The sequence below is a fragment of the Nostoc sp. JL31 genome (assembly GCF_017114965.1).
Taxonomy (GTDB): domain Bacteria; phylum Cyanobacteriota; class Cyanobacteriia; order Cyanobacteriales; family Nostocaceae; genus Nostoc; species Nostoc punctiforme_A.
Genome location: NZ_JABXKO010000047.1, coordinates 90,082 through 116,639 on the forward strand (window position 1 = coordinate 90,082; position 26,558 = coordinate 116,639).

Genomic DNA, 26,558 nt, shown 5'->3' on the forward strand with positions numbered 1-26,558 from the left:
GCTTATTATTGTCAGTCTGCGGCGTGTCCAAATTATCTGTCTTTTGAAAATGCTGAGAAATTGGCGATGGCGGAAGCGCCCACCGTAGGCGATCGCATCTAAGGCGCGAGTGTGGAGTGGTCAGACAACATTAGAAAAGCCCGATCAATGATTGATTTTCAGTTTTCCACATCATAAAGGAGTAAGAATTTTTAGAGTATGGATATGCAGTTTTTGCCGCTGCACGAGGAAAATGAACACTTGTACTTTATTCCTACTGGAGGATTTCATTGAATTAACTTGCGTGTTCCCAGTCACTAAGTAATTCGTGTTTTTGTACTATTTTATGGCATTTACGGAAGGGTACTTTAGGAGTACCAATACTCGTACCAGGAAAAGACTGTTTTTTCGTCTTACTAGATATATTTTCTAGGGTTGTTGAACTCAACTGTTGGGTTTTCATTGGTAAATAAATCTCTGCTTAAAACCTGAGCACCAATTTATAACATCAATTTGCAAACGGCAAATTTCTGAAGAAAATTGAAGAAGTCAGAATTCAGGAGCGGAGCCGGAGACTCCGAAAGCTCCGGTCAAAATCAAGACGCTATACGCAGCTTGCTTCTGTGTTCGCGCCGTGTCCCGTACACAATTCAGAATGAATTCTGTTTCGATCAAAAATACATAATTTAATTTGTCAAGGAAAGAAGAGAATAGAACTTACGCATTGACAAAGACAGCCAACTGTGGATTCCTCTCGTTACAAGGCTCTGCCTTTGTAATGCTCTTATGGAAGGCTCTGCCTAGGCTGTTGACTCTGTGCCTTAGCCTATTGGTGACAACTTAAGAAAAAAGTAATGTCAACAGGTGCATCAAGGGAAAAAACGATGGCAAATCCAAGAGTCGGAAACCCAGATCACAAGCGGGATAGAAACATGCCAGCGCCAGAAAACGAAGTAATCGCCGCGTGGATGGAAGAGCTATTAACACCACTGGTATACAATCAACTGTCCTATTACCAGCAGTTGGGGCTACGCGACCGGATTCTGGGTTTACCTCTAATGGTGGCAGCAGTATTAACACTACTGTGGCGACAAGTACCATCGGTGCGCGAGTTACATCGGTTATTAAATCGAGAAGACAAATTGATTGTGCAAAGCGACTTGCGTATCGCAACAAGCATTGTCTAACGTTGTTAAATATCAACTCAAATCTCAACAGCGAGACACTTTGGACTTATCTCCACACCCCACTTGACATTTTGGCGATCGCTTTAAGTTGTCACCAATAGGCACAGCCTGGGAACTAGACAATATGTAAAAGCTGGTTCTAGGCTGGCTTTCACGTTAAGTTGACACCAATGAAGGCCTTGCGTCCCTAAAATAGGATATTTTTTTAACTGCAAGTCCCTTAGCTATGGCTTATTTATAATTCTATCTTCTCATCTTTCAACTTCCATTATTTGAACCTCGATAAATTCGCTCCATCTGCTCTGGAGAAAGGCGTTTCATTGGAAACCACTCAAATGCAGAAATAGACACTTTCTCATAAGATTGACCATCATCGTGCTGGGTTTGAGGGGAATTCACTGCTACATTGGTATTTGGAAGCTGAACCCTGAAGGACTCATCTATTTCTGATTCTGGAAGCTGAGTTTGAGGCAAAACATAAGCGTGTTTTTGGGGATCGTATGCGAAAACTTCTCCTGTCTCAATGTGATAAATCCAAGCATAAATGCTGAGTTCTCCCTGATAAAGCTTAGAATGAATCACTGGATATGTCCGCAAATTTTCAATTTGAGTAAGAACATTTTCGGCAATCATAATCTCTAGCAGTTCTTCGCCGTCGTAGTGACTGTAGTGGTCTAGAACTAGCCTTCGAGTTGCCTCTGCATATTTAAGCCAATCATGTACGAGCGGCATTTCATCGCTGAGATTGTGTAACTTCATTAATCCTTTCATTGCACCGCAATGAGAGTGACCGCAAATAATAATTTGGCGAATATCTAAAGCTTGAATAGCATATTCAATTGTCGCACCTTCACCGCCATTACTTGCCCCATACGGTGGAATGATGTTACCTGCATTGCGAATGACAAATAATTCACCAACTTGGGCTTGTGTAATTAGATTTGGATCGAGACGCGAATCAGAACAGGTAATAAATAATACTCTGGGCTTTTGACCCTGTGAAAGTTGCTCAAATAATTGTTGATGTGTCGAAAAATAACTAGATTTAAATTCGCGCAGACCTTTAATTAATCTCTTCATTACTAAGTTCTACAAATATTTGAGGGTTAATAACCAAATTACAGACAGCAGATTAAGGTAGTAAAGAGGGCTTTCTTTCTACGTTTTGACAATTGTAAAGATTATTATATTATAAATTCATTTAGTGCTTTTAATACCCTCTACCATTGGGGTGAGTTGCTTTTTTCACTTCCTCCCCCCTGTTACTTAGCAACTCACATTACTGTGTCAGAATGCCTTGATCCTATTTCAAACTAGTTATATGCTGAGATAAAAATGCGACGCTTTGTTGTCACGCTCAACTGAGGACGACAGATACAGAACAGATGATTTAAACTATACCAACTGGTTTACCTTGAAACTTAAAATCTTCTTAGTTAGTGTCCGTTTAAATACTTGTAATTAGGGCTGACGCAAAGACACAAAGATATGCAAACGCAGAAATTTTTGAATTACAAGTAATTAGTCGGACATGATATTATCTGCTCTGGGAAAATTTGATGGTCAGTTTGCGGCATCAAAATTTTCGCTGTAGACTGAGCGATCACCTGCGGTAAGCCTTTTGAGTGAAGCTTGCAGACTCACTGCAACGCGTCTACTTATAATTTCCAATTCTCCCCCTTACCCTCTTGCGAATTCTTAATTAGTTGATACACTTGTTCTTCATTAGCCCAGGGAACCAGCGCCTATGGTGCACATCAAGCGCGTGGAACTTACGAACTTCAAATCCTTCGGTGGCAATACTTCTGTCCCTTTGCTACCGGGGTGTACTGTCATATCTGGGCCAAATGGTTCGGGTAAGTCCAATATCTTAGATGCACTGCTCTTTTGCCTGGGACTCTCCAGTTCTAAGGGAATGCGAGCCGAACGCTTACCAGATTTGGTAAATAACACTCAAACGGCAAAAGGACGTGCTTCGATTGAGGCTAGCGTCACGGTGACATTTGATTTGTCGGATGAAATTTCACACAAAGACACAAAGGCACAAAGGCAGGAAGTAGAGGAGGCAGGGGATGCAGAGGAGGCAGGGGAGGCAGAGGAAGTAGAGGAAGAAAATCCAAAATCCAAAATCCAAAATCCAAAATTGGATGAGTGGAGTGTTACTAGAAGGCTACGAGTCACTCACCAAGGGACTTACACATCGAATTACTATATTAATGGTGTACCTTGCACGTTAACAGAGTTGCATGGGGAACTAAGTAATCTACGGGTTTATCCTGAAGGCTACAATGTGGTGCTTCAAGGGGATGTCACCAGCATTATCTCGATGAATGCGCGGGAACGGCGGGAAATTATTGATGAATTAGCTGGGGTGGCGGCGTTCGATCGCAAAATTGTCCAAGCCAAATCAACTTTAGATGAGGTGAAGGAAAAGGAAGATAGCTGTCGGATTATTGAAACGGAATTAACTGCACAGCGCGATCGCCTTTCCCAAGATCGGGCTAAAGCTGAGAAATATCAAAAACTCCGCACGGAATTTCTGGCAAAACAATCCTGGGAAGCTGTTTTATCATGGCGATCGCTACAAACACAACAAGAAAAATTAGTTCATGAAATTCAAACAGGCGATCGCAATTTTACTGAACTCACTACCCAACTCACAAACCTCAATTCCCAAATTGTTGAAAAAACTGCGGAACTGGAACAACTCAATGCCCATGTGAAAGCCTTGGGAGAAGAGGAACTTTTGGCAGTACAATCTACCCTCGCTACCCAAGAAGCAGAACGTAAACAACTCCAGCGTCAGCTAACCGAATTACAAACAGCTTCCCAAGAAACTGCCAAACGTCTAGCTCAAAATCAGCAAGAGATTCAAAAACACCGTCATTCCCTAGAAGAAATTGCCGAAACACACATTGTAGAGACGCGATTCATCGCGTCTTCCCAGCAACAAAGGGATGAAGCGCAGCAAGCTTTAGAAAGTTCCCGCGAAGCAGCAGCAGAAATCGCCTCGGCTTCGGAAGCCTGGGTGCAGCAACAAACAGCATTCAATCGTCAAATTGAAGCTTTGCTGCATACTCTAGAACCGCAACGCACCGAACAAGCACAACTCAGGGAACGCAATAATCAGTTACAGCAGCTTATCCAAGAGCAAACCCAGTTAATTGAACGCGACGAACCGCTATTAGCAGAAAAACAAACTCAGTGTAGTGGAGTTGAAACGGAATTTAACACCTCTAGCGAACCCATCCAAAACTTAGCCCAAAATCTCTCAGCCACAGAACAAGAACTGCAAATCCAACAGGAAACTCAAAAACGGTTACTTTCTGAACAACGAGAAAAACAACGCCAGTTGGATAAAATCGAGGCGCAAGCGCAAGCACAGCAAGAAGTCCAAGGAACCCAAGCTAGTAAAGTCATTTTACAATCGGGAATGCCTGGACTTTGTGGCTTAGTTGTGCAGCTAGGAAAGGTGGAACCCCGCCATCAGCTAGCTTTAGAAATGGCTGCTGGTGGACGCTTGGGACATATTGTGGTGGAAGATGACAGCATCGCCGCAGCGGGTATTGAACTGCTCAAACAGAAACGTGCAGGGAGAGCAACTTTTTTACCGCTAAATAAAATTCACGCTCCCAAATTTACTCAAGATGCAACGCTGCGTTTCGCTAGCGGCTTCGTGAACTATGCTGTTAACTTAGTCGATTGCGATCGCCGTTACAAAGATGTTTTCAGCTATGTTTTCGGGAACACGGTGGTATTCGCCAACCTGGAGGCGGCGCGAAAAAATTTAGGGCTGTATCGCATCGTCACCTTAGACGGGGAACTTCTGGAAACTAGCGGTGCAATGACTGGTGGTAGTAACACCCAGCGTTCGTCCTTGCGGTTTGGCAATGCGGAAGCGGGAGAATCTGATGAAGCGATCGCTTTAAAAACTCGCTTAGTGGATATTGAACGAGTTTTAGAGCGTTGTACTGAAGCGATCGCTACTTTGTCAGCCAGAACCAAAAAACTCACCCAGGAACTCACCGAAGCGCGTCAGGCGCGCCGCGAACAGCAGTTGCAATTGGAGCAGTTGCAAAAAGACATTAAGAGTTTAACAGCGCAATTAGAGGGGACGCGATCGCAACTCACCCAAAACAGTGAAAAGTTTGCCACTGCTCAATCTCGATTAGAAATTTTAGAGCGGGAATTACCTGGGCAAGAAAATGAGTTGCAACAATTGCGACACGCCTTAGCAGAGTTAGAAGCATCCCAAACCCCTAGTGAATGGCAACAAATCCAGGCAACCATTAAAATTCAAGAGCAACAATTGCAACAACGTGAAACAGCGTTACGGGAAGCGGAACAAAGATTAAAAAATTTAGAAAATCAGCAACAACGTTTGCAAGAAAAAATCCAAGAAGGTGAAACGCGAATCACCGAATACGAAACCCAACAAATATCTTGTAGAGATGCGATTCATCGCGTCTCCACACAAATCACAACGATAGACGACCAAATCACCCAAACCCGTTTATCGTTAAATCAAATGGAGCAAAATTTGGGAGAAGAGAAACAAAAACGCGACGCTACAGAACTAGAAGTGCGATCGCATCTTTTACGCCAACAACAATTGGAATGGGAAATCCAAAAACTCCAAGAAACCCAAGAGAAGCGGCGCGAGGAAGTAATTGCACTGCAAAATCAATTGCGGGATGTGGGAGCAGAATTACCAAATCCGTTGCCGGAAGTTCCAGATCAGGTAGATTTGGAAGAATTGCAGAAAGAATTGCGATCGCTTACCAAACGCTTACAGGCAATGGAACCTGTAAATATGCTGGCGTTGGAAGAATACGAACGCACCCAAAACCGTCTCCAGGAACTCACACAAAAATTAGAGACACTAGAAGGGGAACGCACCGAACTACTTTTGCGGATTGAAAACTTTACCACATTGCGGCAACTTGCCTTTAAAGAAGCCTTCGATGCTGTCAACGAAAACTTTCAATCAATTTTTGCCATTCTTTCCGACGGCGACGGCTTCTTGCAACTAGAAAATCCCGAAGATCCCTTTAGCAGTGGACTAAATTTAGTCGCACATCCCAAAGGTAAACCCGTACAGCGCCTAGCTTCCATGTCTGGGGGAGAAAAATCACTCACAGCCTTGAGCTTTATCTTTGCCCTGCAACGCTACCGTCCATCGCCATTTTACGCCTTTGACGAAGTAGATATGTTCCTAGATGGAGCAAACGTAGAACGATTAGCTAGAATGATTAAACAACAGTCACAACAAGCGCAATTTATAGTTGTGAGTTTGCGTCGTCCGATGATAGAATCAGCCGAACGCACAATTGGCGTTACTCAAGCACGAGGAGCTTACACTCAAGTTTTGGGGATTAAGTTACAATCATCCAATACATCTGCTTGAGTTTTTGTTAATAATAGTGTATAGATAAACCACGTAATGTCCGACTTTCTCTCAAACCTAACCCCCAACCCCTTCCCTACCAGCGAAAGAGAGCAAAAATCAAAGCCTCTCGTCCACTGTGAGAGAGGTTTGGAGAGGGGTTCCAAGAATAAGTCGCACATCGCGTTAAACCGGATTCGAGATCAGGACTCGGTATAGAATGACCTCCGAACAGATAATTAGGCGTTCCGACATATTAAATACCCAGGTGATTACCCGCGACAACGGCAAGCGGCTAGGCATCATCAGTCAAGTCTGGGTTGATATCGATCAAAGAGAGGTTGTGGCTCTTGGTTTGCGAGACAGCCTGATCTCCATTTCGGGCATACCGCGCTATATGTACCTCAACAACATCAGCCAGATTGGTGATGTCATCCTGGTTGATAACGAAGATGTCATTGAAGATATCGAAGTTGAATCTCTCAGTAATTTGATTAACTGGGAAGTAATTACAGAAACAGGTGAAGTCTTAGGCAAAGTTCGGGGCTTCAAGTTCAACGGTGAAAATGGGAAGCTTGAATCTATAGTCATTGCTTCTTTAGGATTGCCCCAAATTCCCGATCAATTTCTGAGTACTTACGAGTTCTCAGTAGATGAAATTGTCAGCACTGGCCCCAATCGGTTGATTGTGTTTGAGGGAGCCGAAGAACGAGTAAACCAGTTGACAGTTGGTTTACTAGAGCGCCTGGGTATCGGCAAAGCACCGTGGGAGCGAGATATAGAAGAAGAATACGGCTATACTCCACCACGCCAAGTTGCACCAGGGAATCAACTGCCTAGCGGAGTGCCATTGCAGCCACCCAGGCAAAAAGTTCGCGCTCCCGAACCCGTAGCGCGGGAAGAAGAATGGAATGAAGACTATGTGGAAGAGGAAAGGCCACAACGTCAAGTAATGAAGGCGCGGCAGTATGAATCTATTCAATACGAAGAAGATGAGGAAGAAGATAACTGGAGCGAAGCAACGGGCAACGACAGGTATCAACAACCGCAGCCGCTAAAATATGAAGCCCAGCCTTATAGCAAGCCATACGTTGACGAATATGATGATTATGACGACGTAGACGGCGATGCTTGGGAAGATGCACCGAAGCCTGTGAACATTCCCAAGAAAGTCAAGGAAAGACAGCCAGAATACGAAGAAGAAGGCGGATATTAATTAATTCGTAATTCGTAATTCGTAATTTTCGGCTTAAATTACAAATTATTTCTCTGATAAATTCAGCCCTCTCTTTGCAGGCAAGGAGGGGGCTAATTTTTGAGGATAAGTGAGGGAGTGGAGAATGTGCTATCGGCTCAGGGGTAGATATTCAATTCGATCCTGGTATTCATCCTCAAACGAAGCTTCCGCAATGATGATTAATTCTTCAACAGTTTGTCCGATGCTTTGGTTTGCATCGATGGTAAATATTCCAGGGATATGGCGACCTGAAGCTAAATGGTCAGCCAAATGTCCGGGCATCGACTTACGGTTATTCGTCACTAAAATAAATCCATTGGTTTCGCACTAAATCAAAATCTCTGGGTCTGGAGTGCCCTTGGGTGGAACATCTAAATCCCCAATGATTCGCACAACCAATTCAGGGTTGCGCCGCACAAGTTGAGAACGATATATAGGACTCAAATGTTCATCCAACAGATACCGAATTGCCATTAGCTTTCCTGTAACTGCTTTGGAGCGTTTTCTTCCTGCATCCGCCGAAACCTCATCCTGGCAGGAGACGGATTTTGCTGTTGCTCTTCGCGCATGATTCGGGAAAATTCCAACCAATCTACCAGATACGCTTCAACCTCTGAGCGATAATGCAAGTAATACAAAATCGTGGCGTAAACCTGTTCTAACGTCACCGTATGAAATTGTTCGGCAATTTCATACGGTGTTTTAGAGCGATAGATATACTCGTAAAGAATGCTCTCAATCCCAATCCGGGTTCCTTTGAGTCGGATGTCATCTGGCGCAAGGGCGTTGAAATACTCTTCCAGTTTCATAAAGCAAGATTGCTCGAATGAACATTTCACTTCAATCATAGAAGAACACCGGGAAACTCTATGATGAATGCTAAAACAGTTTGTAACTAATTAGTTAACTGTTCAGAAACTCCCCAAAAACTGCGGTCACGGCACTGTGTGCCCCTACGGGTGCAATTCACGCAAACGAGAAGCGCTATTAAGATTAATTCAGTCTTTTCCTTACTTAACAAGGAGAGGGCTAATTTTTTAGATATTTCTGATTTTAGCGAGGTTTGAGCGAGTTTTCTACTTTTAAATTAGGAACACGGGAAAATTCACGAATATTGGCGGTAACGATAGTTAGACCAAGGGTTAAAGAATGGGCAGCAATTAATAAGTCATTAGCTCCAATCGGTTTACCTTGTTGTTCTAAATCAGTGCGGATTTCTGCGTAATATTGCTCTACAGGATGAGTTAGGGGTAGTATTTCAATACTATCCAAAATTATTTCAAGTTTTTCTATGAGCTTTTGGGAGTTCTTCTTTCTAGCTCCAAATCTTGATTCACAAGCTACTATAATACTTGTACAAATTTTGTCTTCTCCGACATCTTGAATTTTTGAAAATAGCACTCCTCTGGGGTTTTTAATTAGTTCGGAAATGATGTTTGTATCTAACAAGTATAAAGAACTCATTTTGAAAACTCAATATCATCTAAGGGTAATAATCCTTCGTCCACGTCGGCAAAGTCTTCGTCCAGTGGTTCAAGGGTGGAAAGGGTTTCCAGGAGGGATTTTTTCTTGATGGGGGAAATGATGGCGAAGGGGATACCGTTTTGGGTAATAGTGAGGGGTTCGCCTGTTTTTTGGGCTTGGTTGAGTAGGGTTTGGACGGTTTCGGGGAGATCGGAAAGGGTGATTTGTGTCATGGTAGGTTCTGGGGTTAGCGGATGGGGACTTGGCGCACATCTATTTTACCTGTGACGGCATTGGTGATGAGGGCGGTGCGATATTCAAAACAAGGTTAAATCCGGGATTCCACACCCAGAACTGTCACACTGCAATTAAATGGATCTATCTACTACTTATGAACAATTAACTCTAGGAGCAACGCTAAAACAGTTTGTAACTAATTAGTTAAGTGTTCAGAAACTCACTAAAAACTGCTAGCGTCAAACAAAGTAAAATATCGCTGTGGACTTTCGAGCTTGAAAACGCGTTCTAATTACTGGCAACTGCTGCCTTATATCCGACTCCAGTGGCAAACCATCGCCAGGGGACTGATTGGGATCTTGGGATACGTGCTGGCGACTTTAGTATTAATTAATCTCGCCGGTAAATTGGCAATTCCCTTTGCCCAAGGTAATGTAGTAGCGATCGCTCAAATAACTGGTAGCTGTGCTTTAGTATTTCTTGTCAGAGGCTTGTTTCAGTCTATACAAGATATGTATATGGCGAAAGCTTCTTTAAGAGTTGCTTTCCATCTCCGCCAGCAAGTCTACGCACATCTTCAAAAGCTAAATCTCAGCTATTTTGAAACTGCAAAAGCTGGTGATTTATCTTACCGCCTCACCGAAGATGTTGACCGAGTTGGTGAAGTGGTAAATAAAGTATTTCACGACTTTGTCCCCTGCATTTTGCAGTTGGTGGCAATTCCGATTTACATGATTTACCTAAATTGGCAACTGACATTCGCAACGGTGATTGTTGCGCCACTGATGGGTATTTTAGTTGGCTGGTTTGGCGAACGCTTGGGCAAGTATTCCTTAAAAAGTCAAAATCGCGTGTCGGGTTTATCAGCCATCCTCGCGGAAGTTTTCAACGGTATTCGTTTGGTACAGGCTTTTGCTGCCGAAAATTACGAAATTGCCCGCTTTGGCCATGAAGCAGAACGCAGCCTCAAAGCAAAATACTCAGCCGAACGCCTGAAAGCAATCCAGATTCCCATCATCGGATTTTTGGAAGCCTTAAGTGCATTATCGTTACTGATTGTGGGAGCGTGGCAAATTTCCCAAGGTAACTTAACAGTGGCGAATTTTTTCAGTTATCTGGCGGCGGCGGCGCTATTAATTGATCCCATTGGTCACACTACTAACAACTACAACGAATTTAAGCAGGGTGAAGCATCTGTTGACCGCGTTTTTGAATTGATGGCAATTCAGCCGACGACGATCGAAAAAGCAAATGCGATCGCTCTCCCTCCAGTCAAAGGCAAAGTAGAATATCGTCATATTTCCTTCGCCTATAAACCAGGTGAACCTGTATTAAAAGATATCAGTTTATTGGTATCACCAGGTGAAGCGATCGCGCTTGTGGGTGCTTCTGGTGCTGGTAAAACCACATTTGTGAATCTCCTCCCGCGTTTTTACGATCCCGAAGCTGGTCAAATATTCATTGACGATGTTGATATTCGGGATGTGAAGTTGCATAGTCTGCGGCGGCAAATTGGGATTGTTCCTCAAGAAACCATCATGTTTTCGGGGACGATTGCTCAAAATATCGCCTTTGGACAAGATATTTTTGACATAAAAGCAGTTAAAGAGGCGGCGAAAATTGCTAATGCTCATCAATTTATTAGCCAACTACCAGAGGGTTATAAGACTTGGGTAGGCGAACGTGGGGTAAACTTATCTGGAGGACAAAGACAAAGAATTGCGATCGCTCGTGCTGTTCTGCTCAATCCCCAAATCTTGATTCTGGATGAGGCTACATCAGCATTAGATTCTGAGTCAGAAGCGTTGGAAAGATTGATGGAGAAACGGACGGTGTTTATTATTGCTCACCGGTTATCGACCGTGAGACGGTGCGATCGTATTTTAGTTATCGAACAGGGACAAATTGTCGAATCGGGAACCCATGAAGAATTATTAGCCCTAGAGCGTCGCTATGCGCGGTTTTATGCCCAACAGTTTAGTTAAAGGTAGGGGAAGTTCGAGGTTTTGAGACAACCGAATTAGTTTTTGAGTTCACAAAATCGGTTTTTGAGTTAGAAGAATGAGTATCTATGTATTCAATACCCAATACTGTCGTACCAAATACTTCCATCTTCCATAATGGTATTACTAAAAATAGCTTTACGAATGTTATGGAAGCCTTCGACTGAACGCAAATCGGCATTGGTGAAGTTAGCGCCATCGAAAAAGGAGTAGTTCACGAAAGCATCCCTGAGAATAGCATGGCTGAAATTAGCGCCATCAAAACCGCATTGGTACATTTCGGCTCTGCTCAAGTTGGTATTGACAAAGGAAGTATTGATGAAGTTAGCTTGACCACCTCTAGCCTCGCTCAAATTAGCGCCGTTAAGGATGGCTTCATTCAACTGAGTTCCTTCCATATAGGCTCCCCTGAGATTAGCCCCAGTGAGATTGGTATTGTCCAGGTGAGCAGCTTCCAAAAAGGCTTCTTCCAAGTTGATCCCGCTCAGGTCAGCCCCACTCAGATCAACCGCTCTCATGAATAAACCAGTTCTGCTGCAATTAACACTCCAAGCGAAGTTTCTTTCTCCCGCTTCATACCTATCCAACATTTCTTCAATATCCATAACTCAAATTCCGTATTAACTAACACGTATAAATATATTAGTTAAAGGCAGGGGATGCAGGGAAGGCAAGGGGAGCAAGGGAAAAAGAACTATTAATTATTGCCCAATGCCCAATGCCCCTTATAAACTATTTCCTAGACTGAATTGCCTTGATTAACTCATAAAAAGGCTGCCAATTATCTTCCTGGGCAATTGCTTCCCAAACAGATTCAATCACAGGCCTTAATAATACCGTTTTGGGATTATTAACAGCTAGAGTTTGGGCAATTATATCGGTGCGTCCGCTATCAAAATCGTTCAAAATTTTATGATATAGTATGCACCAATCATCAAACATTCCAGATGCACCCGGTACTGGCACAATATCTGAATTATTCATCACAAAACCTGGTTCATCTCGCCATTTTGAAGAAAAAGTACGAGCCATCTCATAAAAAAACTGGTGATAACCAACTTGGCTATCTTTCAAAAATTCAATAGTTAGATTCAACAGTTCCGTAGCTTGTGGATGTGGCAACTCCGAAAAACCTAACTTTTTCAACATCAAAGAACTGTATTCAGCTTGATAATACTCATCAAACATTTCTAATCTAGCTTCCATTTCGTCTTTATCGATAATCGCCTTTAAAGGTTCTTGGAGCATTTGTAAATTCAACTTGCAAATACTTGGTTGATTACCGTAACAGTAGCGCCCATAATAGTCAAAATACGCAGCTATAAAGGATGGGTTATAACTCGGAATAAATGCGTAAGGGCCATAGTCAAAGCTCTCTCCAGTAATCGACATATTGTCAGTATTCAACACTGCATGACAAAAGCCAGCCGCCATCCACTGCGCTACTAGTTCTGCAACCCGTTTAACTAATTCGGCGTAAAACAGAGCATATTTATCTTCTTCAGCATTTAAGTGTCGATAATACTGCTCAATTACGTGGTCTAACAGCTTCTTAGTTAAATCTGGACGCTGGAAATAGTGCAGTCGCTCAAAAGTGCCAAACCGAATATGAGAACTGCTCATTCTAATCATCACAGATGAACGGGTAGGCGAAGGTTCATCGCCCCGCCAGAGTGGTAAACCTGTTTCAATCATGCTCAGACAGCGCGAAGTACGTACACCCAAGTAGTGCAATGCTTCCGCAGCCAGAACTTCCCGCATTCCACCTTTGAGCGTCAGCATACCATCGCCACCACGGGAGTAGGGCGTTCTCCCAGAACCTTTAGTGCCAAAATCGTATAATTTGCCATCATTGGCGCGTACTTGCCCGTAGAGAAAGCCTCTACCATCACCCAACTGTCCGTTATATTCACCAAATTGATAGCCGTGGTAACGCAGAGCTAACAAGGGTTTGCGTCCCTGAAATTGGCCAAAGGCTGCGATGAAATCTTCGTCTTTGACTACTTGGGGGTCTAGACCGAAACGGGGTAATAGTTCATCGTTACGCCAACGCAGGATGTGTTGGGGAAATTCCGCCGCTGCAACCTCATCATAGTAGTCATCGCCTAGAGATTCTAAAGCGCTTTCGTAGTTGAGGGTGAGAAAAGGATTGCTAGAATTCTTGTAGTTTGGGGTTTCAGCCAGAGTCATTACGAGCAAAGCTTAATTCATTCTTCCTTTAATACTACCTCTGGCTTCAGCATCATCAGCATAGACGCAAAAAGCGACCCATATCTAAAATATGGCAGCGCCGCCATCAAAATCTGGAACGCTTCAGGAGGCAGGAGTAACCCACGTTTAAAAGCGTGGAATTAGAAGCAAGTACGAAGCCCTTCGGACATCTTACGACAAGCGTCTTCCCTTCTCCCAAAAGGAGAGGCTAGCGCTAAAGAAGAAGACTGCACTGACTCTTTTGTATCTTATGACACTTTCAGGTCGAGACAATTCTTGTTTTAAAGCGAATGATTCAAAACTAAAGTTTTCATTTATAATCCTTTGCTCTTGCCTTATTTTAGAATAAATAAAGTTTTGCAATAAAAAAAATAAGACTGGCTCAACCGAAGTTTGGATAAAATCCGCCAGTCTTCCGAAACTTAATCTTAATTAAATAAAGCTGATTTTTTATTTTTTAATTGGTTCTGATGGTGGTGCAGCAATTCCTACTGGCTTTGATGTTGTTTGTGATGCCTGTGAAGCTAGAATTTTTTTCACTTGCAGGTTATAAGCTTGCAAAATTGATTGAACCTGTTTCTGTTGATCTTGATTCAGATCCAAAGATTTTAACACTATTCTGATTCTCTGACGGGATTGCAGTGCCGCCTTAAATTTAGTATCTTGGGACGGGTTTAATAGAGCCTCAATATCTTTATCTCTTTGCTGGCGAGCAACTTGGATTTGTAGCCGCTGTTGCTGTGTGAGTTTGATTGGCTGGTGTGATGCAGCACTAGTCTGAGTTTTTAAGACTGGTGTAGTGGTAGGATTTGGGCCTGGTGCTGCCAAGACAACTCCGTTTAAGATGGTAGCAAAAGCAAAGATAGTAGAAAAGACAGATAAGCGCTTTATAGAATTAATGAGCATTTTAAAAAACTCCTCAACTATTTAATAAAATTGAACACATCGGCTAAAGCTAACCTTAATAACTGAGCCTAGTAGTGAACAAATATTACTATTGCATTTGCTTGTGGAGTTGTTGTGTAGTTATTATGAATTTACTATGAATGTGTAGATATTCACAATTGATATATAAAATTAATTTTTATATAGATATTAGAGTATTAATTAGGTGCTTTCCAATGAGGATTTGTCAGACTTGTCAAAATATGATCTTCCCATTGGCCATTAATTAACAAATAGTCTCTAGCGTATCCTTCAACGACAAAACCGAGTCTTTTGAGGACATTACCACTGCGCCGATTGTGAGGCATATAATTAGCCATAACTCGGTGAAAATTTAACTCTTGAAATAGATATTGAGTTGCAGATTTTAACCCCTCTGTCATATAGCCTTTACCTTGTTTATTTTCAGCAAGGCTATATCCCACATAGCAAAAATGAGCTACTCCTCGGACAAAATTACTAAAATTGACTGTTCCAATAACTACAGTGGGATTTTTTTTGGTAAAAATAAATAGTTTTAACGATTGACCATTAATAAATTCCAGAAAACTATTCTCTATCTGATATTGCCAATATTCTTCAGTGAAAAAACCATCAGCCCAAAGAGGATAGAATGGAGTGAGATAAGTTTTGTTATCAATGAAGTATTTGATAATTTGAGGTATATCTTCATGGATCGCTGCTCGTAATAATAGGCGATCGCTTGCAATTATTGGCAGTTCTGATATCATAAATTGCTAAATCGGCGGGATTCTTGCCAAAACATTCTTTAAATTTTATAAATTCTCTCATAACCTGTGGTTTAGCAGCTAGGGGGAATAGAATTTGCACACCAGTTAGATAAGTCTTGCTAATGTTTAATACAACTATTGGAGAGGCTGCACTTCGATAAAGCTTTCTTACCACGCCAACGGCAAAGCTCAGTACAAGTACTTAATGCCCAATGCAATACTTCTCGGTTAGGCATTTTTAATTCGGAATCGGGTTTTGGTAAAAGGTTACTGGGTTTGGGTTAAAGGTTTTTTCTTTTCCCTTTTCCCAAAATCCGAGAAGTATTGAATGCCCAATGCCCTTTACAACAGATAGAGTGAGTATTTTTGCTCTTAATCTGCCATTCAACCAAAATCTTGATAAGCTGATGTCTAATATCTAGAGCGGAAGGATTGAGAGCCAATGGATGATAAAGCACAGTGCGCGGCATAACTTCGATAAAATCGCTTTGCCTAAACGCTGTACCGCAGCAGATTCAAGCAAAAAACAGCTCTTGATTAACCCAGTCTACAAGAAGGATAGTGATGTGGTGGGAATACGCTACGATTGGCAGGAATTAGAGATTCGGGCGATATACAATACGCCATTGCTAGAGCTTATTTATCAAGCTGCTAGCGTGCATCGCCAATATCATGACCCAACAAAAATACAAGTTTGCAAGCTCATATCTATCAAAACGGGAGGTTGTCCAGAAGATTGTAGCTACTGCGCCCAATCTTCTCGCTATAAAACAGAGGTAAAGGCGCAAGCACTCCTAGAAAAAGAAACGGTAGTTAACATCGCCCAGAAAGCTAAAGAAACTGGTGTTAGTCGCATTTGTATGGGTGCTGCTTGGCGCGAAGTGCGGGATAACTCACAATTTGAGGAAGTCCTGGAAATGGTCAAGGATGTGACTGCAATGGGTTTGGAAGTGTGCTGCACTCTGGGTATGTTGACGGCAAATCAAGCCAGAAAATTGTCAGAAGCGGGACTTTATGCCTACAACCATAACTTAGATACCTCGCAGGAATATTACAGCACAATTATTACCACAAGGACATATAGCGATCGCTTGAACACAATTGAGAATGTCCGTCAGACAAATGTCACTGTCTGTTCCGGCGGTATCCTGGGTTTGGGCGAAACAGTCGATGACCGGGTTGGCATGTTACAAACTCTGGCAAACTTACATCCCCATCCAGAGTCTGTGCCAATTAATATTCTCTCACAAGTACCGGGTACACCCTTAGAAAATCAGCCTGATGTCCCCATTTGGGATATCGTGCGGATGATTGCCACAGCCAGAATTTTAATGCCAGCTTCCGATGTGCGTCTTAGTGCCGGTAGGGCGAGACTTTCTCAAGTTGAGCAAGCTTTCTGCTTTATGGCAGGAGCTAATTCTATCTTTTCCAGCGACGACAACAAGATGTTGACGGTGACAACTCCCTGTCCAGATTACGATACTGACCGAGAAATGCTGAATTTACTTGGTTTGGGAATGCGTCCGCCTTCCCAAAGACAAGAGAAGGTAGCAAGTTCGGCTGTTGTAGGATAGATAAATATCTGATTGTGGGATGGGCCTTTCGGCTGTCCCACAATAAATAATTGGATATTTTTACTTGAATTCCCTAAGCAGGTGTCAATAAAATCAACTGCTGTTGGAGGAGGGTTCTTACTCCATCTAATTCCAGTTCTACATTTGTCAATATCTCTGCAACTGTGGAATTACCATCACATCTTTGCATAAACTCAAACTCTGCTACAGATAAATTAACTATCTGGTAATCGTAATTAAAGAAACATTGACTGGGAAATCCCTCAAGACAAGGATTAAGTTCGGGAATCGCTGCTAGGAGGACATTATCCTCTGACCAGTCACCTTTGATTAAAGGAGGACGACCGAGGAAAAACTCGTAATGAGTTACTTCTGGGTCTAATAATTCTATCAGGCGATAAAGCTGGCGATCGCTCAATTCTTTTGCCCGTTCTACTAACTCTGGTGCTTTACCCAAAAGTCTCTCTAAATCCCAGAAACTCGGATTCGAGAAACCAATAAATTCCAATCCCGAAGCATCAATTAATTCAAACAGCGTTTCAATGTTGTAGTCAATTTCTTGAGGATGAACGTACATATCAGCAAAGTATTCATCCTTGTTGTTTTCTAGCGACCAACGTTGTTTATCATATTTGACAATTCGGTTATTTTCTGGTAAAGAAGCGAATATTTGTCGCCCAACTTGGACACCATCGCGGTAGTCGCCTTTTTTGTCACCTTGAATAAGTGCGATCGCTTTTTGCATGAGTTGAATTTCCCAGCGTCCCAATTCCCCATACACAAAAATGTGCATTAAGCCGCCTGGGGCTAACTTCTTCGCCAAAGCTTGAATCCCGCGAATGGGATCGGGAGTATGATGCAAAACACCAACACAGTTAATTAAATCAAACTCACCCGGCAACTGTTCCACATCAAACAAACTGAGGTGATGAAATTCAACGCGGTTAGCCCCTGAACGTTGACAACGTTCTTTGGCTACCGCTAAAGCGCCTGTACTGAGGTCAATTCCCACAACAGAAGCTTGAGGATTGAGGTGAACTAGGTACTCTGTACCCACACCAGTACCACAACCTGCATCTAAAATCCGAATATCTTGCTTTTGGGGCTTGTGACCGGTGCAGAAGTTATGAGCAGCTAGCCAATTCCAGCGCCAGTTATAGCCTGGAGGTGGTTCATCTAACAGGGCTTCCGGCGGAAAGGGGTAAGTATTGTAGAGTTTGGCAACAGCAGCACTAACGGTTTGGGAATCGGACATGATGAGGAATAACGCAGCATTTCTGAGTTTAGCGGATAGTGGCTGATTAGAGCAAAGATTACTATTACTTATTTTTTACTACTTATCCAACAGCAAAGTCAGTAAATTCGCGTTTATAAGGAGCATAAAATTTGTTCTTGTGCTGCTAATAGTCTGTATGTTCCTAATCTACAAAGTAATATCTTTGCTCAAGCTTAACCAACACACTGAAAATTTTTACAACTAGATTCATGAGATTTTTGTTCTTAAATTTTTATCTAATTTACAATTCCTAATCTTAGATTAAAGCCTTATATTTAAGTTTTGTCCAGATTTGATAGTAAGGTTTTAGTCCTGAAAGTAACAAGCAAGCTAAAATACATGAGATACGCATTTATCTAAATAACAACAAGTATGTGTTGCGCTAAGATGAGAGGATCTTCTCCAAAACTGTTAAGATTGTACAAATTATTTAACTTTAATTGGTCTTTGAACATCTGTAACCATTTTAAAATTGAGTGATCGCTAATGTTTCAATATTATGCAGAACTCCCAGAAAATGATTTAAACATTTTAAGGCAACTAAAATATTCTATTGAATCTAGCCCTAAAAATACATCTGAATATTGTCGCAGCCTGAATGAATATTATGACGAATTAAGTGAGATATTCCAATTGATAACTGACCCACTTTTTCCAGATTTTGAGTTAGAAGAATCGCTATTACCTAAATATTATCTTGACTTCAAAGAAGAATATCAAATCTCAGGCCCATATACTTTTTTAAATGATTGCCGATCTGCAAAATTGATCGCTTTTATACAAGTTATATCTGTGAAAAATAGAGGTGCAAAGGTCACTGCAAAACCCCTAGCCATCTTGAAAGGACAACAGGATGAATTTGAATCAGATTGCTTTGGAAATATCAAGTTTAATGTGTATATAGGTTGGTCATATGCATGTTTTGAAAAAGGAGAGAAAGCATTAGTTTTACTAGATAAGGTATCAAATAAGACTGTAATTATACTGAGTTCAAGCAAAAAATTGGAAGTTAGCAATAGAGATGGTATTGAAATAGTAATAGCAAAAAAAGTAAGAAAGTCATATTGGCATGATATCAATGTAGATAAAATTAATGAAAATAACCTTGTAATAATACCTTGGAAACAATTAGAGACATGGATAATAAATCATCTATGATTATTGTTTTAATATGAGTTTCACAGGTTCAAATTGTATGGATATCTTATACTAAAATAAGCACGCTTTATGTTGAGTATAAACCTTGAATTATTTACACTGCCTTACTTATCTATGGTTTAATTTTTATCATATTGTCTTTTGCGATCGCTCCAATGATTTACAAGCAATTAGAGTTTAATTTACGCTGTGAATGGGGACCACAAGGTGTTGCTCAACTCGCTTCTATCAGTGATGTAGTTGTAATAGTTGACGTTCTCTCTTTTTCTACTTGCGTGGAAATTGCCACCAACAACGGCGCGGTAATTTTTCCCTACGCAATGAAAAATGAATTAGCCATAGATTATGCCAAGTCAGTACAAGCAGAGTTAGCAAGTCATAGACAACGTTGGACTACAACTGGATATTCTCTCTCGCCAAAATCGGTGACTCAGATTCCTGCTGGAACTAGACTAGTTTTACCTTCACCTAATGGTTCTTTTCTGACTTTACATACTGGAACTACCCCAACTTTGGCTGGTTGTTTGCGAAATTGCCAAGCTGTAGCGCAGTTTGCTCAAAAGTATGGTGATAAAATCACTGTGATTACTGCCGGTGAAAGGTGGAAGGAAGATGGTAGCCTCCGCCCTGCATTTGAAGATTTAATTGGTGCTGGGGCAATTCTCAGTTATTTACATGGCAGTTTATCACCAGAAGCCGAAGTTGCTGTGACAACATTTCAGGCTTTCCAGCACGATTTAATAGCGTACTTGAAAAAATGCAGTTCGGGTAAAGAGTTGATTGAAAAAGGTTTTGAGTCTGATGTTGAACTGTCCGCAGCTTATAACGTAAGTGATTGCGTGCCTTTATTTACTGATAATGCTTATGTAAAACAGACAGTTGATGTTTTTAGTCTGGAAGCGCATTTGCCGGATTGACAGCCAAAATAACTGCGATCGCAGATAGCGTAGTATTGAAAAAATAGTTAAATTAACAACTTTTGTTTATAGTATTTCCCCTATATGTAAATACTGACTCTTTGCAGATTAAACCACTACAAATTGGGAATTACTTCCCGTGCGGTGTCAGTTGTGAATATGAGCTTGCCAGTAGCAAAAATAACTTAAAATCGACTAATAACTACTATCCCATAACTAAGTATAATATTTTATTTATTCGTAGCAACTTATCTGCGTGCTTCTGGGCTGATCTCTGCGCCCTTACCCTGCAAGAAGGCGTTCGCGTAGCGTCTCGTAAAGAAGCGCATCTGCCTTGAAATCAAAAAGAAATCAGTAAACAGTTCCCAACCTACTACTTAGTTACAAAACTTAGACTTAATCTCAGACAATCTGGAGTATGCACTTTTAAGACTGGAGACATTTAAGATACAGGTTCTACATACTTCTTAATAAATCCGCCTTGAGAACGCAAAACGTTCTAATCTAAAAGCTAACTGGGTTAATTTACTGGCAGTTTTGCAGGCAACACTCTCAAGCTCATAAAGCATAGACACACCGATGTGTCAAGCCTCAAAACAATCCAGACTTAACATATAAACGCTTATGATGGGAGTTTTACAAATCCGATGAGTGTTAAGGCGAGTGGTGGAAGCTCGGTTGCGCGTCCGCAACTATATCAAACTCTAACTGTAGCCACAATTATCCAAGCAGAGCAGCAAGACCGCTTCTTGGGAAATGGTGAACTAAATGAACTGGCAAGCTATTTTGCATCTGGTGCAAAGCGTCTAGAAATTTCTCAGACGCTGACAGACAATGCCGAGATTATTGTGTCTCGGGCTGCCAACCGGATTTTTGTCGGTGGTTCGCCAATGGCTTTTTTAGAAAAGCCCAGAGAAGCAGAACTAGTAACCGCTGGTGGTGGTAAAGATGTTAGAGAAGACCTTAGACTAGGAACCGTAACCTACGTTGAAAGTCGTGGTGGGTTCCTAGAAAATTTACGCTCAATATTTAATTCATCACCTAGCGGCCCGACACCCGCAGGTTTCAGACCAATTAACATTGCTCGTTATGGCCCAAGCAACATGGCCAAGAGCTTGCGGGATTTATCCTGGTTCTTACGCTACGCTACTTATGCGATCGTTGCTGGCGACCCCAACATCATAGCGGTGAATACAAGGGGTTTGCGAGAAATCATTGAAAATGCCTGCTCTGGTGAAGCAACGCTAGTAGCTTTACAGGAAATCAAAGCTGGGGCACTTTCATTTTTCCGCAACGATGCTCAGGCTACAGAAATTGTGTCTCAGTACATGGATGTTTTGTTAACAGAATTCAAAGCAGCCACACCTTCAAACAAAGTCCGCCAACGCCCTTCTAGTGACCAACAAGGGTTACAACTGCCGCAAATTTACTTTAATGCAGCAGAACGGCGTCCTAAGTTTGTAATGAAGACTGGGTTATCAAGTAGCGAAAAAAATGAGGTAATCAAGGCTGCATATCGGCAAATCTTTGAGCGCGACATTACCCGTGCTTATAGCTTATCCATATCTGACCTGGAATCCAAGGTTAAAAATGGCGACATCTCTGTAAAAGAGTTTGTCCGTCGTTTAGCTAAATCTCCCCTTTACCAAAAACAGTTTTACCAGCCTTTTATTAACAGCCGAGTCATCGAACTAGCTTTCCGTCACATTTTAGGACGGGGGCCAAGTAGCCGCGAAGAAGTACAGAAATACTTCTCGATTATTTCTAACGGTGGTCTACCAGCCATAGTAGATGCCTTAGTAGATTCTGCTGAATACAGCGACTATTTTGGTGAAGAAACAGTACCTTACCTGCGGGGTCTGGGTCAAGAAGCCCAAGAATGTCGCAACTGGGGGCCGCAGCAAGACCTGTTTAACTACAGTGCGCCTTTCCGCAAGATACCTCAGTTCATCACTACATTTGCAGCTTACGAGCAACCGCTACCAGATCAACATCCCTACGGTTCTGGTAACGACCCCTTGGAAATTCAGTTTGGGGCGATTTTCCCGAAAGAAACTCGCAACCCCAGTACCAGTCCGGCTCCTTTTAGTAAGGATACCAAACGCATCCTGATTCACCAAGGAGCAGGGATTAATAACCAAAATAGTAATCCCAGAGCGCGAGGTGAAGCTCCTGGTACTCTTGGGCCTAAGGTGTTCAAGTTAGATCAGCTGCCTGGTACTAGAGGTAAAAAGGCTGCCAAAAATTCTAGCGTCAGATTCTCCGAAAGCTCCACGCAAGCATTGATTAAAGCTGCTTACCTGCAAGTTTTCGGTCGCGATCTTTACGAAGGCCAGCGCCCGAAGGTATTGGAAATCAAGCTGGAAAACGGCGATATCTCTGTACGCGAGTTTATCCGTGCTTTGGCTAAGTCGGATGTATTCCGCAATCTGTACTGGTCATCGCTGTACGTTTGTAAAGCGATCGAGTATATTCACCGCCGCTTGTTGGGTCGTCCGACTTATGGTCGTCAAGAAATCAACAAGTACTTTGACATTGCTTCTAAACAGGGCTTTTACGCCGTCGTTGATGCCATTATTAACAGCGTAGAATACAGCGAAGCATTTGGTGAAGATACAATTCCTTACGAACGGTATTTGACTCCTGGCGGTGTATCCGGGCGACAATTACGCGTTGGTAGCATTCGTGATGATATTGCCGCAAAAGTCCAGAAGGAAGTAATACCAAGCTTTGTGACACTGGGTACAGTGACAGAAAAGCGGTCAGAACCAGATATTCAGTTCCGCATTAACCAAGGTGTCAGCAAGCAACGGGAACAGACCAAAATCTTCAAGCTGGTGGCCAATACCAGTGACAAAGTTGCAGTCAAAACTTTGATTAGCGCTGCGTATCGTCAGATATTTGAGCGGGATATTGCACCCTACATCGCCAAAAACGAATTTACCAAATGGGAAAGCAAGCTGGGTAATGGCGAAATTAGTGTGAAGGAATTTATTGAAGGTTTAGGTTACTCTAACCTCTACCTGAAAGAGTTCTACACACCTTACCCCAACACCAAAGTGATTGAGTTGGGAACCAAACACTTCTTGGGACGTGCGCCACTAGACCAAGCAGAAATCCGCAAATATAACCAGATTTTGGCTACTCAAGGTATTCGTGCCTTTATTGGTGCTTTGGTAGATAGTGTGGAATATAACCAGGTATTTGGTGAAGATACGGTGCCTTACCGTCGCTTCCCGACCCTCCCGGCGGCAAACTTCCCGAATACGGAGAAGCTGTACAACCAGCTGACCAAGCAAAACGATGACGTTGTTGTACCAAGCTTTAAACCAGTACAAGCCCGTGTCGGAGTTAGTAACGATACACCGCTTTTGGTACAGGCGATCGCAGATATCGCAGCACAAACAAATGGTAAACCATCCTTTGCTGAACTAGGTCGTTCCTACAACGATGCTAGCGGACAAACCGTGGACATGGGTGTGCGTAAACATGCACGCATTTACCGTCTAACAGAAAACACCAACCAAGGCGAAAAACAACAGGCAATCAACGCCATTTATCGTCAAGTATTGGATGTATTTAGCGGTGAAGTGCCTGAGAATTTCCGTCGCACTGACCTAGATAGCAAACTCCAAAATGGTGAAATTTCCGTGCGAGAGTTTGTGCGTGAACTAGCTAGTTCACAAATCTATCGTCAGCGCTTCTTATCACCTTATCCTCATGCCAAGGTCATTGAGTTCCTCTTCCGCCATCTGTTGGGGCGTACACCCGCAACTCAGGAAGAAATTGGCCAGTACAACAAGCTGCTAGCCGATAGTGGTTTGTCAGCTGCTGTAGAAGCAATAGTCGACAGTCCAGAATATAGCCGCTACTTCGGTGAAGATGTTGTACCTTACAATCGCTTCCCATCTTTGCCAGTAGGTAACTACCTCGGCAGTGTAGCGGTTGATTAAGAAGTAGGGAGTCGGGGGAATAGGGAATAGGGTACAGATTATTTACTGTTCCCTATCCCCTGTAACCTTTCCCCTGTCCCCTTCTTAACCTTTCGTAATACCGCTCTCAGATTGCAATTAGAACAGTAAATTCTGAAAAGCAATATTACAAAGTATTAAGAGCAGTCATAAATGCTCAACAGAATGCCGGAAAATGTTTTGCGGAAGGTAACTGAGTTTGAAAGCTTGTGTACTAATGTTGACTCAAGCAAACTCGTAATTTTTTAGCCGTATCAGTTGTAAAACTGTTGTATCTAAAAGGACGAAAAAACAAACTCAGTAAACCAAACTCAAAGTCGCACCAGTTTAATCAAATCCTGGTTTCATTCGTATTGGAGGAATCCATTAATGAGTATTGTCACGAAAGCTATCGTGAATGCTGATGCAGAAGCCCGCTACCTCAGCCCTGGTGAGTTAGATCGGATCAAGTCCTTTGTTGCAAGTGGCGAGCGCCGTGTGCGGATTGCTCAAGTTTTGTCAGAAAATCGCGAACGGCTCGTTAAGCAAGCTGGCGATCAACTGTTCCAAAAGCGTCCTGATGTTGTGTCTCCTGGTGGTAACGCTTACGGTCAAGAATTGACTGCTACTTGTCTGCGTGACCTAGATTATTACCTCCGCCTCGTTACCTACGGTATCGTTGCTGGTGATGTCACCCCCATCGAAGAAATTGGTGTTATTGGTGCCCGTGAACTGTACAAGTCCTTGGGAACTCCTATCGATGGTGTTGCTGAAGGTATCCGTGGGCTGAAGAATGGAGCTTCGACATTGCTCTCTGGTGATGACGCTAGTGAAGCTAGTGGCTACTTCGACTACCTAGTTGGCGCCCTTCTAGGATAGGGTGAAGCTGTTTACCTACTGATATTGCAATACGGTTGGAAATAAGGAATTAACAACATGGCTCAAGACGCAATTACCGCTGTCATTAACTCCGCAGACGTTCAAGGTAAATACCTTGACTCTTCTGCTTTAGAAAAGCTAAAAGGCTACTTCGCTACTGGCGAACTACGGGTACGTGCTGCTAGCACCATCAGCGCTAACGCTGCTGCGATCGTCAAAGAAGCTGTAGCAAAATCTTTGCTATACTCTGACATCACCCGTCCCGGCGGCAACATGTACACCACCCGCCGCTATGCTGCTTGCATCCGTGATTTGGACTATTACCTCCGCTATGCCACCTACGCTATGTTGGCTGGCGATCCTTCCATCCTAGATGAGCGTGTGCTCAATGGCTTGAAGGAAACCTATAACTCCTTGGGCGTTCCCGTCGGTGCTACCGTACAAGCTATCCAAGCAATCAAAGAAGTAACCGCCAGTTTGGTAGGTTCTGATGCTGGTAAGGAAATGGGCGTTTACTTAGACTATATCTCCTCTGGCTTAAGCTAAGAACTAGTTTGCGCTTAAGAATTTAGGTGCGGCTTTATTAAGGTCTGGAAATCAACCGTGAGTGCTAGAACGTTATATTGCTTATCTTGGTAAATTATCAGTGATGAGTGTTGGTGGTCTAGTATTGATGTTTGATTTCCAGCCTTTGAATGATTAAAAGATTTGCACTCAAGATTTTGAGATAAAAAAGTTTTCACAAGGTATAAAGGAGATTTTCAAAATATGTCCCGTTTGTTTAAAATTACTGCTCTAGTTCCAAGCCAAACCCGAATTCGTACCCAACGCGAACTGCAAAATACTTACTTTACTAAGTTAGTTCCTTATGAGAACTGGTTCCGCGAACAGCAACGTATTCAAAAAGCAGGTGGCACAATCATCAAAGTAGAACTGGCAACTGGTAAGCAAGGTGCTAATACTGGCTTGTCTTAATTCTGTAAATAGAATATTATTTTAGGGAATTGGTAAGAGGTCGAGAAAGACCTCTTTTTTATGGCTTAGATTTTTGCAAATCAAAAGTTAAACATATTTAAAAGGCGATACCCGCGAGTATAAAGTGGAACTGGAGCATCAGGATTCTGTATATTCTTAGTGTGTTCAACAGTTTCATCAAACACAATTAGCGTTTCTTTCCCAACCTTCAGCCAGTCTTGATATGGCACGCTCATATCTTCTTCAATACCACCAATATTAGGTGCGACCATTGCCCGGTAAGCTTCATTGAATTTCCTGCGGAACCGGAAATCTACTGAAATTCTTAGACCTTCAGTTTTCCTTCTTACTGTTTGATGCAATCCACGGGCATCATTAAAGTACATTGTGCCGTGTTGTAGTTGTGCTTCTGTGTAAGAGACAACCATCGGAATATCCCGACTTGCATA

23 protein-coding genes and 2 pseudogenes are annotated in these 26,558 nt (G+C 42.4%); 11 read left to right on the forward strand and 14 right to left on the reverse strand.

Going from position 1 to position 26,558, the window contains the following annotated elements:
• Positions 1-274: 274 nt before the first annotated feature.
• On the reverse strand, positions 275-442 hold the full coding sequence (locus HWQ43_RS11650) for a hypothetical protein (protein WP_292733204.1): 168 nt from the start codon (positions 440-442) through the stop codon (positions 275-277).
• Between the two features lie 469 nt (positions 443-911).
• Here HWQ43_RS11650 and HWQ43_RS11655 point away from each other — a divergent pair.
• Positions 912-1,164 (forward strand): annotated as a pseudogene (locus HWQ43_RS11655) (IS4 family transposase); the annotation flags it as partial.
• 260 nt (positions 1,165-1,424) lie between these two features.
• Here the strand turns inward: HWQ43_RS11655 and HWQ43_RS11660 are convergent.
• On the reverse strand, positions 1,425-2,246 hold the full coding sequence (locus HWQ43_RS11660) for a carbonic anhydrase (protein WP_292733207.1): 822 nt from the start codon (positions 2,244-2,246) through the stop codon (positions 1,425-1,427).
• A gap of 667 nt (positions 2,247-2,913) precedes the next feature.
• Here HWQ43_RS11660 and smc point away from each other — a divergent pair.
• Both smc and HWQ43_RS11670 read left to right on the forward strand, forming a co-directional pair.
• Entirely contained in the window at positions 2,914-6,573 is a 3,660-nt protein-coding gene (gene smc / locus HWQ43_RS11665; RefSeq protein ID WP_292733210.1) for a chromosome segregation protein SMC, read from the forward strand.
• A gap of 199 nt (positions 6,574-6,772) precedes the next feature.
• Positions 6,773-7,768, forward strand: a complete 996-nt coding sequence (locus tag HWQ43_RS11670) for a PRC-barrel domain-containing protein (protein ID WP_292733213.1) — start codon at positions 6,773-6,775, stop codon at positions 7,766-7,768.
• A gap of 129 nt (positions 7,769-7,897) precedes the next feature.
• On the opposite strand, the gene HWQ43_RS11675 is transcribed toward HWQ43_RS11670, so the two are convergent.
• The 5 genes from HWQ43_RS11675 to HWQ43_RS11695 all read right to left on the reverse strand — a co-directional run bounded on the left by HWQ43_RS11675 (position 7,898) and on the right by HWQ43_RS11695 (position 9,486).
• A complete protein-coding gene (locus HWQ43_RS11675) occupies positions 7,898-8,092 on the reverse strand; it encodes a hypothetical protein (RefSeq protein ID WP_292733215.1) in 195 nt (64 codons plus the stop codon).
• A 24-nt stretch (positions 8,093-8,116) separates the two neighbouring features.
• The gene (locus HWQ43_RS11680) at positions 8,117-8,263 is read right to left on the reverse strand and encodes a hypothetical protein (protein ID WP_292733220.1); all 147 of its coding nucleotides are present in this window, start codon (positions 8,261-8,263) and stop codon (positions 8,117-8,119) included.
• Positions 8,263-8,598, reverse strand: a complete 336-nt coding sequence (locus HWQ43_RS11685; RefSeq protein ID WP_292733223.1) for a DUF433 domain-containing protein — start codon at positions 8,596-8,598, stop codon at positions 8,263-8,265. The genes HWQ43_RS11680 and HWQ43_RS11685 overlap by 1 nt, the downstream gene beginning before the upstream one ends.
• Positions 8,599-8,842: 244 nt before the next feature.
• Positions 8,843-9,253, reverse strand: a complete 411-nt coding sequence (locus tag HWQ43_RS11690) for a type II toxin-antitoxin system VapC family toxin (RefSeq protein WP_292733226.1) — start codon at positions 9,251-9,253, stop codon at positions 8,843-8,845.
• On the reverse strand, positions 9,250-9,486 hold the full coding sequence (locus tag HWQ43_RS11695) for a type II toxin-antitoxin system Phd/YefM family antitoxin (protein WP_292733228.1): 237 nt from the start codon (positions 9,484-9,486) through the stop codon (positions 9,250-9,252). The genes HWQ43_RS11690 and HWQ43_RS11695 overlap by 4 nt, the downstream gene beginning before the upstream one ends.
• Before the next feature lie 279 nt (positions 9,487-9,765).
• On the opposite strand from HWQ43_RS11695, the gene HWQ43_RS11700 reads away from it, so the two are divergent.
• The gene (locus tag HWQ43_RS11700) at positions 9,766-11,475 is read left to right on the forward strand and encodes an ABC transporter ATP-binding protein (protein WP_292733230.1); all 1,710 of its coding nucleotides are present in this window, start codon (positions 9,766-9,768) and stop codon (positions 11,473-11,475) included.
• A 92-nt stretch (positions 11,476-11,567) separates the two neighbouring features.
• On the opposite strand, the gene HWQ43_RS11705 is transcribed toward HWQ43_RS11700, so the two are convergent.
• The 5 genes from HWQ43_RS11705 to HWQ43_RS11725 form a co-directional block, all read right to left on the reverse strand.
• Positions 11,568-12,098: a pentapeptide repeat-containing protein gene (locus tag HWQ43_RS11705; protein WP_292733232.1), complete on the reverse strand. Its 531-nt coding sequence runs from the start codon at positions 12,096-12,098 to the stop codon at positions 11,568-11,570.
• Positions 12,099-12,225: 127 nt separating this feature from the next.
• On the reverse strand, positions 12,226-13,683 hold the full coding sequence (locus HWQ43_RS11710) for a YdiU family protein (protein WP_292733234.1): 1,458 nt from the start codon (positions 13,681-13,683) through the stop codon (positions 12,226-12,228).
• A gap of 471 nt (positions 13,684-14,154) precedes the next feature.
• On the reverse strand, positions 14,155-14,610 hold the full coding sequence (locus tag HWQ43_RS11715; protein WP_292733237.1) for a hypothetical protein: 456 nt from the start codon (positions 14,608-14,610) through the stop codon (positions 14,155-14,157).
• A 197-nt stretch (positions 14,611-14,807) separates the two neighbouring features.
• A complete protein-coding gene (locus HWQ43_RS11720; protein ID WP_292733240.1) occupies positions 14,808-15,380 on the reverse strand; it encodes a GNAT family N-acetyltransferase in 573 nt (190 codons plus the stop codon).
• Positions 15,319-15,555, reverse strand: coding sequence for a hypothetical protein (locus HWQ43_RS11725; RefSeq protein WP_292733243.1), 237 nt, complete (start codon positions 15,553-15,555; stop codon positions 15,319-15,321). Before HWQ43_RS11725 ends, HWQ43_RS11720 begins: the two co-directional genes overlap by 62 nt.
• Before the next feature lie 391 nt (positions 15,556-15,946).
• Between HWQ43_RS11725 and bioB the strand changes: the two genes are divergently transcribed.
• Complete coding sequence (gene bioB, locus HWQ43_RS11730; protein WP_292733636.1) at positions 15,947-16,954, forward strand: biotin synthase BioB; 1,008 nt, start codon at positions 15,947-15,949, stop codon at positions 16,952-16,954.
• A gap of 73 nt (positions 16,955-17,027) precedes the next feature.
• Here the strand turns inward: bioB and HWQ43_RS11735 are convergent, their stop codons facing one another.
• A complete protein-coding gene (locus tag HWQ43_RS11735) occupies positions 17,028-18,209 on the reverse strand; it encodes a class I SAM-dependent methyltransferase (protein WP_292733246.1) in 1,182 nt (393 codons plus the stop codon).
• Positions 18,210-18,716: 507 nt separating this feature from the next.
• Between HWQ43_RS11735 and HWQ43_RS11740 the strand changes: the two genes are divergently transcribed.
• The 6 genes and pseudogenes from HWQ43_RS11740 (at position 18,717) to HWQ43_RS11765 (ending at position 26,109) form a co-directional block, all read left to right on the forward strand.
• On the forward strand, positions 18,717-19,388 hold the full coding sequence (locus HWQ43_RS11740) for a hypothetical protein (RefSeq protein ID WP_292733249.1): 672 nt from the start codon (positions 18,717-18,719) through the stop codon (positions 19,386-19,388).
• A 155-nt stretch (positions 19,389-19,543) separates the two neighbouring features.
• The gene (locus HWQ43_RS11745; protein WP_292733252.1) at positions 19,544-20,305 is read left to right on the forward strand and encodes a 2-phosphosulfolactate phosphatase; all 762 of its coding nucleotides are present in this window, start codon (positions 19,544-19,546) and stop codon (positions 20,303-20,305) included.
• 647 nt (positions 20,306-20,952) lie between these two features.
• Positions 20,953-24,246, forward strand: a pseudogene (locus HWQ43_RS11750) (phycobilisome rod-core linker polypeptide); the annotation flags it as partial.
• A gap of 399 nt (positions 24,247-24,645) precedes the next feature.
• Positions 24,646-25,134, forward strand: coding sequence for an allophycocyanin subunit alpha (gene apcA, locus HWQ43_RS11755; RefSeq protein ID WP_094349823.1), 489 nt, complete (start codon positions 24,646-24,648; stop codon positions 25,132-25,134).
• Between the two features lie 57 nt (positions 25,135-25,191).
• Positions 25,192-25,680 carry an allophycocyanin subunit beta gene (gene apcB, locus HWQ43_RS11760; RefSeq protein ID WP_069068902.1) on the forward strand — a complete coding sequence of 163 codons (489 nt, stop codon included), beginning with the start codon at positions 25,192-25,194 and terminating at the stop codon, positions 25,678-25,680.
• Between the two features lie 222 nt (positions 25,681-25,902).
• Positions 25,903-26,109: a phycobilisome linker polypeptide gene (locus HWQ43_RS11765; protein WP_094349821.1), complete on the forward strand. Its 207-nt coding sequence runs from the start codon at positions 25,903-25,905 to the stop codon at positions 26,107-26,109.
• 80 nt (positions 26,110-26,189) lie between these two features.
• Here the strand turns inward: HWQ43_RS11765 and HWQ43_RS11770 are convergent, their stop codons facing one another.
• Positions 26,190-26,537: a hypothetical protein gene (locus tag HWQ43_RS11770; RefSeq protein WP_292733257.1), complete on the reverse strand. Its 348-nt coding sequence runs from the start codon at positions 26,535-26,537 to the stop codon at positions 26,190-26,192.
• Positions 26,538-26,558 lie beyond the last annotated feature (21 nt).